This window comes from Rhizobium sp. BG4, from assembly GCF_016864575.1.
In the GTDB taxonomy this organism is placed as follows: Bacteria; Pseudomonadota; Alphaproteobacteria; order Rhizobiales; family Rhizobiaceae; genus Rhizobium.
The window spans coordinates 1,204,021-1,221,483 of record NZ_CP044125.1 but is presented as its reverse complement, the minus strand read 5'-3'; the positions used below and the strand labels follow the sequence as shown (position 1 = coordinate 1,221,483).

18 protein-coding genes are annotated in these 17,463 nt (G+C 60.5%); 14 read left to right on the top strand and 4 right to left on the bottom strand.

Going from position 1 to position 17,463, the window contains the following annotated elements; translation table 11 throughout:
- Positions 1-47 precede the first annotated feature (47 nt).
- A complete protein-coding gene (locus F2982_RS06435) occupies positions 48-311 on the top strand; it encodes a helix-turn-helix transcriptional regulator (protein ID WP_112713350.1) in 264 nt (87 codons plus the stop codon).
- Here the strand turns inward: F2982_RS06435 and F2982_RS06430 are convergent.
- Complete coding sequence (locus F2982_RS06430; RefSeq protein ID WP_203429585.1) at positions 308-1,735, bottom strand: glycosyltransferase family 39 protein; 1,428 nt, start codon at positions 1,733-1,735, stop codon at positions 308-310. The two genes, F2982_RS06435 and F2982_RS06430, sit on opposite strands and share 4 nt — an antisense overlap.
- A 646-nt stretch (positions 1,736-2,381) precedes the next feature.
- Here F2982_RS06430 and F2982_RS06425 point away from each other — a divergent pair.
- The 13 genes from F2982_RS06425 to F2982_RS06365 all read left to right on the top strand — a co-directional run bounded on the left by F2982_RS06425 (position 2,382) and on the right by F2982_RS06365 (position 14,706).
- On the top strand, positions 2,382-4,010 hold the full coding sequence (locus F2982_RS06425; RefSeq protein ID WP_203429584.1) for a globin-coupled sensor protein: 1,629 nt from the start codon (positions 2,382-2,384) through the stop codon (positions 4,008-4,010).
- 63 nt (positions 4,011-4,073) lie between these two features.
- Positions 4,074-4,370: an STAS domain-containing protein gene (locus F2982_RS06420; RefSeq protein ID WP_112713344.1), complete on the top strand. Its 297-nt coding sequence runs from the start codon at positions 4,074-4,076 to the stop codon at positions 4,368-4,370.
- Complete coding sequence (gene cheY1 / locus F2982_RS06415) at positions 4,367-4,732, top strand: chemotaxis response regulator CheY1 (protein WP_003570362.1); 366 nt, start codon at positions 4,367-4,369, stop codon at positions 4,730-4,732. The genes F2982_RS06420 and cheY1 overlap by 4 nt, the downstream gene beginning before the upstream one ends.
- A 17-nt stretch (positions 4,733-4,749) precedes the next feature.
- Positions 4,750-7,044, top strand: coding sequence for a chemotaxis protein CheA (locus F2982_RS06410; RefSeq protein ID WP_203429583.1), 2,295 nt, complete (start codon positions 4,750-4,752; stop codon positions 7,042-7,044).
- A 4-nt stretch (positions 7,045-7,048) separates the two neighbouring features.
- The gene (locus F2982_RS06405; protein WP_112713340.1) at positions 7,049-7,516 is read left to right on the top strand and encodes a chemotaxis protein CheW; all 468 of its coding nucleotides are present in this window, start codon (positions 7,049-7,051) and stop codon (positions 7,514-7,516) included.
- Entirely contained in the window at positions 7,513-8,424 is a 912-nt protein-coding gene (gene cheR / locus F2982_RS06400) for a protein-glutamate O-methyltransferase CheR (RefSeq protein WP_112713338.1), read from the top strand. Before F2982_RS06405 ends, cheR begins: the two co-directional genes overlap by 4 nt.
- Positions 8,421-9,467: a protein-glutamate O-methylesterase CheB gene (cheB, locus tag F2982_RS06395; protein WP_112713336.1), complete on the top strand. Its 1,047-nt coding sequence runs from the start codon at positions 8,421-8,423 to the stop codon at positions 9,465-9,467. The genes cheR and cheB overlap by 4 nt, the downstream gene beginning before the upstream one ends.
- Entirely contained in the window at positions 9,467-9,856 is a 390-nt protein-coding gene (locus tag F2982_RS06390) for a response regulator (RefSeq protein WP_112713334.1), read from the top strand. The genes cheB and F2982_RS06390 overlap by 1 nt, the downstream gene beginning before the upstream one ends.
- Positions 9,853-10,407 carry a chemoreceptor glutamine deamidase CheD gene (gene cheD / locus F2982_RS06385; RefSeq protein ID WP_112713332.1) on the top strand — a complete coding sequence of 185 codons (555 nt, stop codon included), beginning with the start codon at positions 9,853-9,855 and terminating at the stop codon, positions 10,405-10,407. Before F2982_RS06390 ends, cheD begins: the two co-directional genes overlap by 4 nt.
- 16 nt (positions 10,408-10,423) lie before the next feature.
- Entirely contained in the window at positions 10,424-10,813 is a 390-nt protein-coding gene (locus F2982_RS06380; protein WP_112713330.1) for a hypothetical protein, read from the top strand.
- A 109-nt stretch (positions 10,814-10,922) separates the two neighbouring features.
- Positions 10,923-12,623: a flagellar basal-body MS-ring/collar protein FliF gene (fliF, locus tag F2982_RS06375; protein ID WP_112713328.1), complete on the top strand. Its 1,701-nt coding sequence runs from the start codon at positions 10,923-10,925 to the stop codon at positions 12,621-12,623.
- Between the two features lie 585 nt (positions 12,624-13,208).
- Positions 13,209-13,955 carry a helix-turn-helix transcriptional regulator gene (locus F2982_RS06370; protein WP_112713326.1) on the top strand — a complete coding sequence of 249 codons (747 nt, stop codon included), beginning with the start codon at positions 13,209-13,211 and terminating at the stop codon, positions 13,953-13,955.
- 10 nt (positions 13,956-13,965) lie between these two features.
- On the top strand, positions 13,966-14,706 hold the full coding sequence (locus F2982_RS06365) for a helix-turn-helix transcriptional regulator (RefSeq protein ID WP_112713324.1): 741 nt from the start codon (positions 13,966-13,968) through the stop codon (positions 14,704-14,706).
- 57 nt (positions 14,707-14,763) lie between these two features.
- On the opposite strand, the gene F2982_RS06360 is transcribed toward F2982_RS06365, so the two are convergent.
- The 3 genes from F2982_RS06360 to fliG all read right to left on the bottom strand — a co-directional run bounded on the left by F2982_RS06360 (position 14,764) and on the right by fliG (position 17,462).
- Positions 14,764-15,207: a hypothetical protein gene (locus F2982_RS06360; RefSeq protein WP_112713322.1), complete on the bottom strand. Its 444-nt coding sequence runs from the start codon at positions 15,205-15,207 to the stop codon at positions 14,764-14,766.
- Positions 15,208-15,212: 5 nt separating this feature from the next.
- On the bottom strand, positions 15,213-16,292 hold the full coding sequence (gene flhB, locus F2982_RS06355; RefSeq protein ID WP_112713320.1) for a flagellar biosynthesis protein FlhB: 1,080 nt from the start codon (positions 16,290-16,292) through the stop codon (positions 15,213-15,215).
- A 129-nt stretch (positions 16,293-16,421) separates the two neighbouring features.
- Positions 16,422-17,462, bottom strand: a complete 1,041-nt coding sequence (gene fliG, locus F2982_RS06350) for a flagellar motor switch protein FliG (protein ID WP_112713318.1) — start codon at positions 17,460-17,462, stop codon at positions 16,422-16,424.
- Position 17,463: the final 1 nt, after the last annotated feature.

The window sequence follows — 17,463 nt, the reverse complement described above, 5'->3', positions numbered from 1 at the left end:
ACATGACATATATGGCTTATGTTGACCAATATGGGTGACTTGAAATCATGGGTCAAGGCGCTAAAGAAACAATTCTGACGCCTGCTTTATGCCGCGCTGCCCGAGGTTTGCTCGATTGGACGCAGAGCGACCTTGCCGACAAGGCCGCCGTCTCACGCAGTACGATACGCGACTATGAAGGCCGGCACCACGAAATCCACCGTGCGACCGAGGCACAGCTGCGCCTCGCCTTCGAGGAAGGCGGCGTGAGATTCGTCGATGTGGAAGGCGCGGGGACCGGTCTCTGCCTGCCCCCGCAAGCGCCTGCCTAGCGCTGCCGGTCGAGGCAGCTACCCGGCATCTTGTAGGCGTAGACGTCCTTGCCGCGATAGTAACCGTCGGCCGGCTGCCAGCTCTTCACCAGCTCGGCCGTGCCGGTGGTGCAGGTAAATTCGTTGCGGCTGACGAAAAGCACCGGCTCCTGCGAACCCGCGGGCAGGGCGAAGTTCTGCTCGTAATAGCTGTTCGGCAGATCGACCGGCGCCCGGGCATAGATCTTTACCGGCTCGTTGCGCAGCGTGTGGAACATGTCGGCAACGAAATCGCGGTTGTCGGTGACGATCGTCGCGGTCCCGGCCTGCTTGGCAAGCACGGCGGCTTCGCGGCTGATTTCGGCCCGGCCGAGATAGCGCTTCATGATCTCGTTGCCGCCGGGTAACACGAGTTCATGCGCGAAGATCGTAGCCAGCGGGAAGAGGATGCTGGCGACAGCGCCGATGATCAGCGAGATGTTGAGGCCCTTCGGCCAGAGGCGCGAAAGAACGGTCACGGCAAGCACGGTCCCGGCCACATAGGCCGTCACGCCCCAGTTGGCCTCTGCCTTGGCGACGAATGCCTGAAGGGTGATCAGGAACACCACCGGCAGCGAGAACCAGACAAGCAGCTTTTCCGTTTCTCCACTCCGGCCCCGGATCATCCGCCATCCGGCCCAGAGCATTGCGAAGAAGATGATCGGGCCGACGACGCCGAACTGCGCAGCGAAGAATTCCGCAGCGCCGGCGAAATCCAGTTTCATCTGGTCCCACTTGGCGATGTCCTCGGTGTGGCGAACCGTGGTCGCGTCATGCGTGAAGTTCCACCAGAGGTTCGGCGAAGCGAAGATCAGCGCCGTGACGACGGAAATGAAGAAATCGCGCCAGGCAATGCGCGCTGCAGGCACGAAGAGCAGCGCAATCAATCCGCCGGGCACGACGAAGAGGATCGCGTATTTCGACAGGAACGAGCAGCCGAAGGCGGCACCCATCAGCAGCGCGAGCCCGATCGAGGACTTCTTCGTCAGGCCGGCATAGGCCCAGAGTCCGATCGTCATGAAGAACAGCAGCACGACATCGGTCGAGAAGAACACCGACGAAAGGGCAACCGCGGGCATCGTCACATAGATGGCGCCCGTCCATCCCTCGACCTCGGGTCCGACAACGCGCTTGGCGAGCTTCATCAGCAGGAAAGCGGTCGCGGCGTGAACGATCGGTCCGCAGAGGCGCACCCAGAAAATATCGGTCGAACCGGCAATATCGGTCATCGCCCGGATGAACCAGGCGATCATCGGCGGCTTGGAATAGTAGCCGAAGTCGAGATTTTGCGACCAGAACCAGTATTGCGCCTCGTCGACAAAGAAATCCGTCGTGTCGAAATGCAGCGTCACGATGCGCCACAAGGTGACGGCAAGAATGATGAAAAGGCCGGTTCTGGCAGACATATAGAACTTCCGCTGGTTAAGGCGCCTGCCATACATCAGCGAAGCAAGGCTGCCAACAAGGGCGGCTCACAAAGCCGCACTATGCCGCAGTCAAAGGCTTTTCAGAGAACCCGAAGGTCGATGCTGCCGCGGCGTGCTTCGATCTGGTCGAGCAGGGCGACGGCTGCCAAAGTGGCAATTGCGATGAGGCAGGATCCCAATCCGAGAACAATCATTGCTCTATCCTTAACGACATCATGTCATGTCTTAAGGGTGCGATATAACACAAAGCTTGCGCAGGACTTGTAGCGCGCCTGCAACTCCTTGGGACTATTTCATTTGTTGCTCCAAAAATGCTTTCGGCGGCTGCGTTGATTAAAAAGCGCATTAACCTTCAAGCAAGGAATTAACCATAAACATGGCGTTACACGTCGGAATGGGAAATGTTGCTCGTTCCCACCAGGCATGACGCCGTCCCGCCGTACCGGCTCGATCCGGTATCCACTCTTTTCCGAAACAGATTTCTGTTGATGGGAGACGCCTGTCTTCCGGCCATACTGCCGGAGGCTGAAGGCCGCTTCCCTGCATTGTGCTCGTCGGATGGAGCAAAACGGTTTTTCACCGGACCAGGTCCGGATGTGGTTGGGGATAGGCATTGCGGCAGGATATGCCATCAGATCAGGCCAAGGGCGCGCAGGCAGGCAGCCTCCGTGATCGCCTGCGTTTTGCCGGCCTAGATGCCGCGCAATGCGAGCTTGTTCGCCGCCACCGCCCGCTGCTCGAAACCGAGCTGAAGAGCGGTCTCCGCGATCTTTTCCAGCGTTTCCAGGCATTTCCGGACGCTGCCAGCAATTTCCAGAACGACCGCCAGCTCGACCGGCTGCACGATCTGCAATCCTCGCACTGGGATGTGCTGACGGATGCGCGCTTCGACAGCCTCTATGCCGAGCGCGTCAAGGTTCTCTCCGATACGCAGAGCAAGATGGGCCTCGACCCGCGCTGGCACGTCGCCGGCCACGGCGTCATGCTCGAGCATATCATCTCCGGTCTCGCGAGTGATCTCGCCGGCAAGCCGCTGCTTCCGGGCGCCAAGCGGCGCGCCAAGGAAATCAGCGAGATGATGACGGCGATCATCCGCCTCGTGATGGTCGATGTCGAAATCGCTGTTTCGCTCCGCTTCAATGCCCTGCGCGCATCGCAGGGCCGCGTGCTCTCCGAGCAGCGCGAGAAGGACAAGGCAGATATCGCCTGCATCTTCGGCGACGTCATCGATGGTCTTGCCGCCCGCGACCTTACGGTTCGCGCTCCCGTCGAGGCCGATGGCGCCCATGCGGAACTTGCCGCGGCCCTCAACGCCGCGCTCGACGCCGTCCAGGCAGAATTCGTAGGGATCTCCGATCGCACCCAGAAGGCAGAGCAGTCGACGCGCTCGCTTTCCGAGGCGTCGAAGAACTTTGCGGGTCACGCCGCCGGTCATGCCGGCGAGCTGCAGTCCTCGGCTGCTGCGCTGCAGGCGATCGCCGAAAGCGTTCGTCAGGGGGCGACGGGAAGCCGCGCCGCCGAACAGGCCGCCGCTTCGACGCGCGTTGCGGCCGAAGAGAGCGGCGCCGTCGTCGGCCGGGCGATCACCGCCATGGCCGATATCGAGCAGTCGGCGGAGAAGATCGGCCAGATCATCGGCGCCATCGACGAGATCGCCTTCCAGACCAACCTTCTGGCGCTGAACGCCGGTATCGAGGCTGCCCGCGCCGGTGAATCCGGCCGCGGCTTTGCCGTCGTCGCTCAGGAAGTCCGCGCTCTGGCGCAGCGCTCGGCAGATGCCGCCCGCGAGATCAAGACGCTGGTGACGACCACCAAGGCGCAGGTCGATGCCGGCGTCCAGATGGTCGGCCGCACCCAGGATTCGATCGGCAGCATCGTCCGCCAGGTCACCGGCATCAACGAGGCGATCGCCGCGATTGCCGTCAATACCGGCGAGCATGCCGCAAGCCTCGATGCAGTCACCGGCGAGGTGAAGAGCCTGAGCGCCGGTGTCGCAGCCAATGCCAATGCAGCCCGCCATTCGGCCGATGGTGCCGATCATCTGCACACCGTCATTCTCGAACTCGGCCAGACGATCCGCGAATTCCGCATCGCCCGCGAAAACGCCCAGCCGGCGCGCCGCGAACCGGTTCGCGCAGCAGCGCCGCGCGTCGAGATCGCCGCCCAGCCGGTGACACTCGACGAGCAGTTCGACAACGAAGATTTCGACTTTTCCCGCCCCGCAGCAAGCTTCGGAGGACGGAATGTTTACTAACCTATCGGAATATGAGGTCCGCTCGCTTTTGCGGGTTGGACACAAGGGGACAAGGACAGGCTGATGGCAGCGAAGAAGAGCGGCAAGACGCTTAATCTTGCAGCGGTACTCGATCTCAATGAAGCGACAGCACTCCGCGACAAGCTTCTTTCCATGCGCGGCAGCGACATCGTCATCGATGCATCGGGCGTCGAGCGTGTTGGTGGCCTCTGCGCACAGGTGCTGATGGCTGCGGAAAAGACCTGGGATCAGGACAAGCAGTCTTTCAAGTTCTCGAAAGTGTCTGATGCATTCGAAAAAACCATGCAGCTGGTCGGCGTCGATATAGACCACCTGCTTGCCAAGGAGATCCGGCAATGAAGAAAAAAGTGCTTACCGTGGATGATTCACGGACGATCCGAAACATGCTTCTCGTGACGCTCAACAATGCGGGCTTCGAGACGATCCAGGCGGAAGATGGTGTCGAGGGCCTCGAAGTTCTCGAAGAGTCGAACCCTGACGTCATCGTGACCGACATCAACATGCCGCGTCTCGACGGTTTCGGCTTCATCGAAGGTGTTCGCCGCAACGAAAAGTACCGCGCGATCCCGATCCTGGTGCTGACCACCGAGAGCGATGCCGAAAAGAAGAACCGTGCCCGCCAGGCCGGTGCGACGGGCTGGATCGTAAAGCCTTTCGACCCTGCCAAGCTGATAGATGCCATTGAGCGTGTAACCGCTTAAACCCAGGAATTTCTCCTATGGATATGAACGAAATCAAAGAGATCTTTTTCCAGGAGTGCGAGGAGCAGCTCGCCGAACTGGAATCCGGTCTCATGAAAATGAATGATGGCGATCGTGATCCGGAAACCGTCAACGCGGTGTTCCGTGCCGTCCATTCGATCAAGGGCGGCGCTGGCGCCTTCGGTCTGGATGATCTCGTCGCTTTCGCCCATGTATTCGAGACCACACTTGATTGCGTTCGTTCCAACAAGCTTGAGCCTAATCAGGACGTCCTGAAGGTCATGCTGAAGTCGGCCGACGTTCTGGCCGACTTGACGAATGCTGCCCGCGATGGCGGCAGCATCGATGAAAGCCGCAGCCGCGGCCTGGTGAAGGAGCTCGAGGCTCTGGCACACGGCGAAATGCCGTCGTCGTCGGCTGCCGCCGAAGCGCCCGCACCGAAAGCGGCTGCAAAGCCTGCTCCGGCCGCGGCACCCGTTGCCGCAGCCCCGGCTCCGACCGATGATAGCGGTTTCCAGCCGATCCCCTTCTCCTTCGGCGATTTCGGCGATGAAGAAGAAGCCGGTTCCGATCTGCCGGCCTACGAGATCACCTTCAAGCCGCGCTCGGACCTCTATTCCAAGGGTAACGACGCAACGCTGCTGCTGCGCGATCTCTCCCGCCTCGGCGAGATGAGCATCTACTGCAACATGGACGCGCTCGTCGGCCTCGACGAGATCGATCCGGAAGCTGCCTATTTCTTCTGGAATGTCACGCTCAAGACGGACAAGGGTGAAGACGCCATCCGCACCGTCTTCGAATTTGCCGAATGGGATTGCGAACTGACCGTGACGCCGGTCGAGGACGCCAAGTCCGCGGAAGCTTCGAACGAAGAGCTGCCGATGATCCCGGTTCCGTTCGATCTCTCGGCCCTCGACGATGCGCCTGAAGCACCGGTCGAGCCCGCAAAGTCGGATGTTGCCGCAGCCGTTGCTGCCGCTGAGACCGCTTCCAACGTCACGCAGATGGCCGCTGCCGCTGCCCGTGTCGAGAAGAAGGAATCGGCTGCTGCCGCCAGTGCCGCTGCTGCCGCAGCAGCCCAGAACAATGCTGCTGCCAACAGCGCAGGCCAGACGATCCGCGTCGATCTCGATCGCGTCGACCGCCTGATCAACCTCGTCGGCGAGCTTGTCATCAACCAGGCGATGCTCTCGCAGAGCGTCATCGAAAACGACACGACCGGTACGTCCTCGATCAACATGGGCCTCGAAGAGCTGCAGCAGCTCACCCGCGAGATCCAGGACTCGGTCATGGCGATCCGCGCGCAGCCGGTAAAGCCGGTCTTCCAGCGTATGTCGCGTATCGTTCGCGAAATCGCCGACATGACCGGCAAGTCGATCCGCCTGATCACCGAAGGTGAGAACACCGAAGTCGACAAGACGGTTATCGACAAGATCGCCGAACCGCTGACGCATATGATCCGAAACGCCGTCGACCACGGCATCGAATCGCCGGAAAGACGCGCAGCCGCCGGCAAGAGCGCCGAAGGCACCGTCCGCCTCACTGCAAAGCATCGTTCGGGCCGCATCCTGATCGAACTCGCCGACGACGGCGCCGGCATCAACCGCGAAAAGGTCAAGCAGAAGGCAATCGCCAACGAGCTGATCCCGGCCGATGCCAACCTGTCGGATGAAGAAATCGACAACCTGATCTTCCTGCCGGGCTTCTCCACGGCCGACAAGATCTCCGACATCTCGGGCCGCGGCGTCGGCATGGACGTCGTCAAGCGCTCGATCCAGGCACTCGGCGGCCGTATCAACATCACCTCGAAGCCGGGCCAGGGTTCGGTCTTCACGATGAGCCTGCCGCTGACGCTCGCCGTCCTCGACGGCATGGTCGTCACGGTTGCCGGCCAGACGCTGGTCGTGCCGCTGACGGCGATCGTCGAGACGCTCCAGCCGGAAGCCTCCGCGATCCACTCCTTCGGTGCGAGCCATCGCCTGATCTCGATCCGTAACTCCTTCTGCCCGCTGGTGGATGTCGGGCGGATCCTGAACTTCCGCGCAACCCAGGCAAACCCGGTCGAAGGCGTTGCCCTGCTGGTGGAATCCGAAGGCGGCGGTCAGCGCGCTCTGATGGTCGATGCCATCCAGGGTCAGCGTCAGGTCGTCATCAAGAGCCTCGAAGCCAACTATACCCACGTTCCGGGTATCGCGGCTGCAACGATCCTCGGCGACGGGCGCGTGGCGCTCATCCTCGACGTCGATGCGGTGGTCGGCGCCTCGCGCGGCCAGGCCTTGAAGCAGGAAATCTCCCTGGCAGCGGTAGGATAAGACGATGTCGTACGGCGTAAAAAATCTGAACCATGGGGATAGCGAGCTCATCGCTTTCCGCATCGGTGACCAGGAATTTTGCGTGAATATCATGGCGGTGCGCGAAATTCGCGGCTGGACGCCTGCAACGCCCATGCCGCATGCGCCTGCCTATGTCATCGGCGTCATCAACCTCCGCGGCGCGGTCCTGCCGATCATCGATCTGTCGGCCCGCCTTGGAATGAAGGCGGCCGAACCGACCCCGCGCCACGTCATCATCGTGGCGCAGGTCAAGCGGAAGGTCGTCGGTCTGCTGGTCGATGCTGTCTCGGATATCCTCACGGTGACCGAGCAGCATATCCAGCCGACCCCGGAAATCGCATCCGATATCCAGCGTCAGTTTGCCCGCGGCATCCTGTCGATCGACAAGCGGATGATCTGCCTGATCGAACTCGAAGCCCTCTTCCCGGAAGCTGAAAGCGAAGCTGCATGAGTGTCATGAGTGCAAAAGATGTGCGGCAGGGAAGCCCCGACGAGGTTCTGGCGAGCGGCGAATATCCGCTGACCCGCCGCGACCTCTCGGAGATCGCCGCCATGATCTATTCGGACGCGGGGATTTTCCTCAACGAGACGAAGGCCTCGCTGGTCTATTCGCGTCTGTCGAAGCACATCCGCAATCTCGGTTTGTCCGGCTTCCGCGAATACTGTTCGCTGGTGGCTTCGCCGGCCGGTGCCGCACCGCGCCGCGAGATGCTGTCGCACCTGACGACCAACTTCACGCGCTTCTTCCGCGAAAACCATCACTTCGATCACCTGCGCGATCAGGTGCTGCCGGAACTTCTGCACCGCGCCAAGATGGGCGGCCGCGTGCGCATTTGGTCGGCCGCTTCGTCGGATGGCCAGGAGCCCTATTCGATCGCATTGACCGTGCTGTCGCAGATGCCGAATGTCGCCGATTACGATTTCAAGATTCTGGCGACCGACATCGACCCGAAGATCCTGGCGATCGCCCGGCAGGGCGCCTATGACGAGAGCGCTCTGGAAACCGTGTCGCCGCAGATGCGCAAGCAGTGGTTCTCGGAAGTCGAGATCCAGGGGCGCCGCAAGTTCCAGGTCGACGATCGCGTCAAGCGCCTGATCACCTACAACGAACTGAACCTGATGGCGCAGTGGCCGTTCAAGGGCAAGTTCGACGTGATCTTCTGCCGCAACGTCGTCATCTATTTCGACGAGCCGACACAGATGAAGATCTGGTCGCGCTTCGCCGAGCTGCTGCCGGAAGGCGGGCACCTCTATATCGGTCATTCCGAGCGCGTCTCGGGCGATGCCAAGAACGTCTTCGACAATATCGGCATCACCACCTACCGCTATACGACCAAGGGCGTCGGGAGGAAGGCATGAGCGCACCTGCAAGGGTACTCGTCGTCGATGACTCGCCGACCATGCGCGGCCTGATCACCGCAGTTCTGAGCGCCGATCCCGACGTAACCGTCATCGGCCAGGCTGGCGACGCGCTCGAAGCGCGCGAAGCGATCAAGAAGCTGAACCCTGACGTCGTGACCCTCGATATCGAGATGCCGAACATGAACGGCCTCGATTTCCTCGAGAAGATCATGCGCCTGCGCCCGATGCCCGTGATCATGGTGTCGACGCTGACCCATCGCGGCGCCGAGGCAAGCCTCGCAGCCCTCGAAATCGGTGCCTTCGATTGCATCGGCAAACCGGCTCCGGGCGATCTCCGCCCGTTCGGCGATCTCGCCGAAAAGGTCAAGGCTGCCGCCCGCACGCAGCGCCAGTTCACCCAGCGCCCGGCCGCAGCGCCTGTTGCGCCGCCCGCGGTCGCCGATTTCCGGGTCGGCCGCAAGATCGTCGCGATCGGTTCGTCGACCGGCGGTGTCGAGGCTCTGATCGCGGTTCTGCAGAAGTTTCCGGCCAATTGCCCGCCGACGGTTATCACCCAGCATATGCCGCCGACCTTCACCAAAAGCTTCGCCGAACGGCTGAATCGCCTCTGCGCCCCTGTGGTCGAAGAGGCGAGGGACGGGGCTCGTTTGGAAATTGGCAAGATTTATCTGGCACCAGGAGGTGAACGACACCTGCAGGTCGCCAATGTCTCGGCGCCGCACTGCAGGCTTGTCGAGCGTGACCCCGTCAATGGCCACCGTCCTTCGGTCGATGTGCTGTTTGATTCCGTCGCGGAACTTGCCGGCCGCAACTCGGTCGGCGTGATACTCACAGGGATGGGCCGCGATGGCGCGGCTGGCCTGCTGAAGATGCGCCATGCGGGCGCACGCACCATCGGACAGAACGAGAAGACCTGCGTGGTCTACGGCATGCCCCGTGTTGCCTACGAGCTTGGAGCCGTTGAGCATCAGCTGCCACTGAATGCCATCGGCGAGGAAATCTTGAAAATGACAGCCGCCCGAAAGGAAGGGACAGAATAATGTCGATAGCGGAGAAAATTAAGGTTCTGATTGTTGACGATCAGGTCACCAGCCGCCTGCTGCTCAGCGATGCGCTGACCCAGCTCGGTTTCAAGCAGATCACCTCTGCGGGTGACGGCGAACAGGGCATGAAGATCATGGCCCAGCAGCCCCACCACCTGGTCATCTCGGACTTCAACATGCCGAAGATGGACGGCCTCGGTCTGCTCCAGGCCGTGCGCACCAACCCGGCAACGAAGAAGGCCGCCTTCATCATCCTGACCGCGCAGGGCGACCGCGCGCTGGTTACGAAGGCCGCTCAACTCGGCGCCAACAACGTGCTTGCCAAGCCCTTCACCATCGAAAAGATGAAAGCGGCTATCGAAGCCGTGTTCGGAGCACTGAAATGACAATCGAGGCAGCAGCCCGCCGTGTCCACATCATCCAGGGAGAATGGAAAGTCCTGAATGATCCGAATGCGGTTCTGACGACCATTCTTGGCTCGTGCGTGGCTGCTTGCCTGCGGGATCCCGTGGCAGGAGTGGGCGGCATGAACCATTTCCTTCTGCCGGGAACCGGCAATACGCCGATGACCGGCGGGGATGCCACGCGCTACGGCGTGCATCTGATGGAACTGCTGATCAACGGCCTTCTGAAGCAGGGCGCGCGCCGCGACCGCCTCGAGGCCAAGATCTTTGGCGGGGCGAAGACGATCTCGACCTTCTCCAATGTCGGCGAACAGAACGCCGCTTTCGCCGCGCAGTTCCTGAGGGATGAAGGGATCCCCGTTGTCGGCTCCAGCACCGGCGGGGATCACGGCCGCAAGCTGGAATTCTGGCCGGTCTCCGGCCGGGCCCGTCAATATCCGCTTACCGGCGCCGAGACGCAGAAGACCGTTGCCCTCGAGCAGCGTCCGGTCGCGCCTGCCAAACCTGTTGAAAATAGTATCGAATTTTTCTGAGTTTGAGGATTTTTATATGACTTTTAATGCCCCCATCGAACCGCCCTCGCCGTTGGAGGCTCTGCCCGACCTCCTGATGCGCATCGTTTCCGAGCTGCATGACGTTGCCTACTTGATCGAACGCATCGAACCCCAGCTTCTCGAAATCGGCGGTGCCGATATCCTCAATGCGCCCGACAGCATGAAGGTCATGCAGGGCATCGACCTTGCCGTCCAGAAGACCCGCGGCCTCGCCGAATTCATCGACACGATCACCGGCGAAATCCCGCAGAACTGGACAGTCGACGTCGCAACGGCCCTGAGCCTGGTCAAGCTTGCAGAAATGCAGAAGGCCCTTGGCGGAGCCACGCGGCATGGTCATTCCCAGCCTCTCAGCAAGGCAGCAGGCGACTTCGACTTTTTCTGATCCCTGCTTTTCAAGCATGCCCTGACGAAACGCTCGCACAAGTTTCGGTCTCTATCAAGGAATGAGGCAATAAGCCTGTTTTGTCTTTGACGGATCGTGCGAGAACAGAATGAATCTGTTAAATCAATTAGTTCAGGTCATGAAGAACCTCGGTTCGCTAGGCCGGACCCGCCTGCTGGCGCTTGCGGGTGTGGGTGTTCTTTCAATAGCAATTGTTTTGGCTGCGGCCCTTTTTGTTAATAAGCCTGCCCAGGAAACCCTTTACGTCGGCCTCGACAGCCCTGACCTCAACCAGATCAGCATGGCGCTTGCCGAAAACAACATGGCATTCGAGGTTGGTACCGACGGTTCCAGCATCACCGTACCGGCTGGCATGACCGGCAAGGCCCGTCTGCTTCTTGCAGAACGCGGCCTGCCGAACAGCGCTAATGCCGGTTACGAGCTTTTCGACAAGGTCGGCTCCCTCGGCTTGACGTCGTTCATGCAGGAAGTCACTCGCGTTCGCGCGCTTGAAGGTGAAATCGGTCGCACCATCCAGTCGATCTCGGGCATCAACGCCGCCCGCGTTCACATCGTCATGCCCGAAGTCGGCAACTTCCGCAAAGCAGAGCAGAAGCCGACAGCATCGGTCATGATCAGAGCGAGCGCCGCCACGGGGCGAAGCGCTGCAAGCTCCATCCGCCACCTGGTCGCCTCGGCTGTGCCGGGGCTCGATGTCGATGACGTCACGATTCTCGATTCGACCGGCCAGCTGCTCGCTTCCGGCGACGAAGCCGGCAACAACACGCTTAATCGTTCTCTCGGCATCGTGCAGAACGTCCAGCAGGAAGTTGAATCCAATATCGACAAGGCTCTCGCACCCTTCCTCGGTATGGATAACTTCCGCTCCAGCGTGACGGCGAGCCTCAACACCGACGCTCAGCAGATCCAGGAAACCACCTACGATCCGGAATCCAAGGTCGAGCGTTCGGTTCGCACTACCAAGGAAGCCAACCAGTCGTCGCAGAAGCAGTCTGACAACGCCACGACCGTCGAGCAGAACGTTCCCCAGGCCGCTCCTGAAGCTGGTGGCGCTGCCGGTCCTCAGTCGGAAGACAAGTCCGACAAGAAGGAAGAGCAGACCAACTACGAAATCAACAGCAAGACGACGGCCACGACGCGCAACAGCTACAAGATGGAAAAGCTCTCCATCGCCGTTGTCGTCAACAAGGGCCGTATCGCCAAGATGGTCGGCGAGCCCGCAGACCAGGCTAAGATCGACGCCTACCTTGCCGAGATGAAGAGCATCGTCTCCTCGGCCGCCGGCATCGACGCCAGCCGCGGCGACGTCGTGACGGTCACCGCCATGGACTTCCTCGAGAACCAGCTTCTCGACGATACCACCAGCGGCCCCCGCGTTCTCGACATGCTGAGCCGCAACCTTGCGACCATCATCAACTCGCTCGCCTTCCTGGGTGTTGCCTTCATCGTGGTCTGGATGGGCATGCGTCCTCTGGTGCGCTCGATCGGTGGCGGTGGTGCCGGCGCAGGCATCCTCGGCGACAGCTCGTCGGAATCGGCCGGCCTCGAACTGCCCGACTTCGCTCCGGCAGCAGCAGGCGGCGGGGCAGGCGGAGCGCTCATGGACGGCTTCGGCTCGGACTTCGGCTTCGACAGCACCGAGGACCTTCTCAGCCTCGGCGACGACGACGGCAACTTCAATCGCCGCGTCAAGGAAGGCCCGGAACGCAAGCTGTCTCGAATGGTCGAAATCAACGAGGAGCGCGCTGCGAAAATCCTCAGAAAATGGGCGGTCGATCACGCCGCGTAACGAACAAAGGCCGGGCAACCGGCCTTTTTCTTTGCCTGGAATAGGCCTCTGGAGCGGCCCGGCGATCCGTCAACTTGACTGACCTTTTTTGGGGGAATGATTAGCTGGCACAAAGAAAACGCATTTTGTCCGATTGTGGCAAAATGGCCTTAATCCCCAGGCGAAACATATACTCTCGATTGAACGAAAAAAGGAAATACACAGGAATTGCTTAAACGATTATCTAGTTGTTCATTAAGTACATTTTCCGATAATCATCGTAATATTGCTGATCAATATCGACACTTGGCGATATACATTAGATATGCTGATGCAATATTGACTGTTCTTGCCTCGCGCATGGCGCGAATTGTGTTGCGGAACAGAGAGAATCAATTTAGCTTTACTAGAAATTAATCGAGCGACCTCTGCGTGCGAATCAGCGCACGGAATGCGGCAACAGTAAATCCCCAGAACTCGGAGATGGCGATTTGGAGCGCTTCGCCTAGGCTTTGGTGATTCGTGTAAGGGTTGCCGCGGGCCGGAGTTGAACCTGCGCAGTTAGTGCTTTTGCAAAGATTGGTTTTGAGCCGCAGGACGCTGCCTATGGATATGCATATATTGCAGTCGCTTAAGGGCGAAAATCAAACGGCGAATTTTATTGGCCTTCAGGCGTCTAGTCTGTGTTCGCGGGACGAGTTGATCAAGCAGCTCGGCGAGATCGCGGATACCGGCCGTTTGCAACCTGCGATGCGCACCCTGACAGATTACGTCGGCGCCTCCCATTACCTGCTCGCCCGTTCCGACCTGGTTCAGGAAGACGGCCTGGATTTCATCGTTTCCTCCGACTGGCCCTTCGATCTGGTCAAGGATCTGGCCGGTGCGCTCGTCAGCGGTTATTCGCGCACGACCGAGCTTGAGAAGTGCATGCAGCTCTTCCAGCCGAGCTTCTCGCTGCTGCCCGACAATGCCGATGTGCCGGATGGCGCGAGCCGCCAGTATTGCACGCTGTCGTTCAACGTCGGCCGTTCGCGCCTATCGCTGATGTTCCTCTTCGACGACGGCTTCATTCTTTCTCCGGAGCGCCTGCGCGACGTCGGTCTGCTGGCCGGCTATTTCGCCAGCTTCCTGCGCTGCGGCGGCACCAAGGCCGACCGCGACTTCGAACTGACCGAGCGCGAGCTCGAGTGCCTGTTCTGGATTGCCGAGGGCAAGACCAGCGACGAGATCGCCATGATCCTCGGCATCTCGCGCAACACAATCAACAACTACATCACAAGCGTGATGCGTAAGACTGCTACCAAGACGCGGTCTGAAGCGATTGCATTTGCGGTCAGGAACAGTCTGGTCTGAGAGGGGTTACATGGGGCAGCCGTCAACCAGAACGATGGGAAATACCGACATACGGTCGATGCGGGTCAGCAGGGTTTCCAGCCGCTCCGATCTCTTCCCGCGCCTCGTCGCCATGCAGAAGCTGGCTGACGCGCAGAATTTCGGTGTCTTCCGGGTCAGCGGCTCCGGCGTTCCGGCCAAGCAGCGCCTCGTCTGCGAGCTCGAGAATTGGGGACCGTCCAGCAACGCCGCAAAGGCCTTTGTCGACGCTTACGGCGAGTTCCTGCTCGAACATATCGACAAGTCTCTGTTACCGCTGACATGGGCTGGAGGCCACGACAGGGCCGCTCCTGGCCCGGCAGCATTCGCGCCCTTCCTGACGCGCCTGAAGGACGGCGTGCTGCCGTTCTCGGGCATGGCCTTCCCGGTGCGCCTCGGCGCCAACGGCAACGGCTACGTCGTCTTTACCGGCGACTACATGGAACCCGGCAGCGATACGATCATCGAGCTCCACGGCCGCAGCAGCCATATCATGATGGACCTGCTGTCGCTCGACGAGCGCCGCGCGGCCGCATCGGAAGCGCTGAGCGAGCGCGAGATCGCCTGCCTGCAGCTCGCCGGCGACGGCCGTATCAGCGAAGAGATCGCCGACAAGCTCGGCCTCTCGGTTCACACGGTCAATGCCTATCTCGGCTCGGCGACCATCAAGCTGGATTCGGTCAACCGCATCCAGGCGATCGCCAAGGCGATCCGCCTCGGCTACATCAGCTGAGAGCAGAAAGCCCGGCGGGAGAACCAGCCGGGCTTCAGCACTGAATTTCGAAAATGATCAGCCGGCGAAGGCCGGGTAGGACGGACGCACGTTGTAGCGTGCTTCGCGCAGCGCGTTCTCGAGGAAAGCGGTGTTCTCGTCCGGATCCGCAGACGGATCCTGGAAAGCGATGTGATTGATCTCGATGCCGGCGACGTCTTCGGCGAGCGTCAGCTGCGCATAGACGGTGACGCCGCGCGGCTTGATCTCGAGATCGAGCACTACTTCCGGCTTGCCGCCCCATTCCAGCGTATAATTGCCGCCCAGGCCGAAATTGACGGTGCCCGGATGGAAGAAAAGCTCGGCAGCGGAAGCCACCAGATCGGCGAGATTGCCGTAATACTCGAATCGCAGCAGCGAAATCAGGTCGGATGCGTCCAGAAGCCGAAGCTCCGTCGCAACCGGGCTGATCGCCTCAGCTAGAATTCTTTCACGCTGCGAGGAGTAGGGGCACTTCTTCATGCTGTTTATCTGACCCGCTTGTTCTTGGCTTGTGCGGCGTACACCCGGTGGATGAGCTCCGCGACGGCCTTGTAGAAGACTGACGGGATGACACTATCTATCGAGACTTGCGCAAACATGGAGCGTGCAAGCGGCGGATCTTCGAAAACGGGGATTCCTTGCTTCTCGGCTATCTCTCTGATTTTCAACGCAATGAGGTCCTGGCCCTTGGCAATGACGATCGGCGCGTCGTTTTCCTCGCGCACGTAGCGCAGCGCCACGGCAAAGTGCGTCGGGTTGGCGATGACTAGCGTTGCGCGCTCGACATTGGCGATCATGCGGCGGCGGGCGCGGTCGCGCATCAGCGAGCGCTGGCGGCCCTTGACGAAGGGGTCACCCTGCGACTGCTTGTTTTCTTCCTTCACTTCGTGGCGCGTCATCTTCAACTCGCTGAACCAGTGATGGCGGGTCCAGAAGAAGTCGGCGATCGCCACGAAGGCGGTGGCAAACAGCACGATCAGCACGATCTTGCGCATGATCGTCATCGCCCGCTCGAAGAAGGTCTGCGGGTCGGAGAACATCGAATCGATCGAGCTGAAATATTCGCTCTTCAGCACGAAGAACATGATGAGGCCCACGACGACGACCTTGAACAGCGATTTGCCGAATTCGATCAGGCCGGGCACGCTGAACATGCGCGCGAAACCCTTGGCCGGCGACAGCCGTGAAAACTGCGGGCGGATACGCTCCAAGACGACGCTCGGAAGGTTCTGGCTGAGCGAGGCGATCAGCCCGAAGCACATGAACAGCAGCATGGCGGGCGTCAGCAATACCGCGCTGACCCAGCCGAGATGCACGAAGAGAGACATGGCATCCGGGCCGGTCTCGATCTTCCACTGGTCCGGCTGCTCGAAAATGTCGCGCAGCTGCTCGCTGACGGTGCTGATGCCGTCGGGCAGGTAGAAGGTCAGATAGACGTAGGTGGCGAGAACCGTGGCAAAGATCGGCACCTCTCGCGAGAAGGGGGTATTACCTTTCTCGGCGGCATCCGACAGTTTTTTGCCTGTCGGGTCTTCTGTTTTGCTGTCCTTGTCTTCATCAGCCAAGTGAACGGCACTCCCTGAACGGAAAAGGCCGCGACAGAGCGCGGCCCGACAGGGAAAGGGTAGTCTCCCGGCGCATGGCGATCAACCGCGCGGCGCCGGGAGGAGATAATTGTCAACAGCTGCGGTGGCTTATGCCGCCGCCGCTGGCTCGCCCTCGGTCTCCTTGAGCTGGATCTGGCCCGAATTTGCCAGGCGAATCGCTTCCTGAGCGACGGCGCGGCGGGCAATAGCGATCTCGCGCGGGTTGATACCCGTCGTACCGCTCTGCAGATCCGATTCGATCATGCGGCGCTGGCGCGGGCTGATCGAAGCGAGAACCGATTCGCGAATTTCGGCAGAGGCGCCACGCAGCGCCATCGTGAGAATGTCTGCCGAAATGTCGTTGAGCAACATGACGCGGCTGCGCTGCGGCATGAGGAGCAGATCTTCGAAGAGGAAGATCTTCGGGCGAACCTTGTTGACCGCTTCGCGGCTGATCGATTCGAGCGAGGTGAGCAGCGTATCGACTTGCGGCTTGTCCATCTCGTTCATCAGTTCGGCGACCTTGTTCGAGCCGCTCGAATTCTTCTCGGCATCGATCTCGGCAAGCAGCGTCATGACCTGCTTCTCGATGATCTGCGCCGCCTTCGGGCTGACGGACTTCAGGTTGACCGTACGGTTCATGATGTCGGCACGGCGGCTGTCGGGCAGCTGCATCAGCACCTTGGCGCCGAAGGACGACGGCATCATGGACAGGATGTAGGCGATGGTCTGCGGATGTTCGCGCAGCAGGAACTTACCGATGAAGGCCGGGTCGCCTTCGCCGAGGCGATCCCAGATCGACGTCTCATAGGCCTGGAAGGCCGTACGGCGGCCGAGCAGGCTATCAACTTCGTCAGGCGTCAGGCCTTCCTCGAGAATGCTCTCGATGGCTTTGGCGTTGTCCATAAGGCCAGCGCCTTCGGTAAACAGGTCTTCAAATTCAGCGACGAGGCCAAGCAATTCATCCGGCGGAATAGCACGAAGGGCCTGTGCCGAAGAGATGATCGTCTGCAACTCAGCCTGCGTAAAATATTTCAACAGCCGGCCAGCGACTCCCTTCCCCATAGCGAGGAGTACAGCCGCTGCCTTTTCAGCCTGGGTCAACGGTTTCCCGGCAATAGCGCCGCTGAAATCGTCAAAGTCCATCATG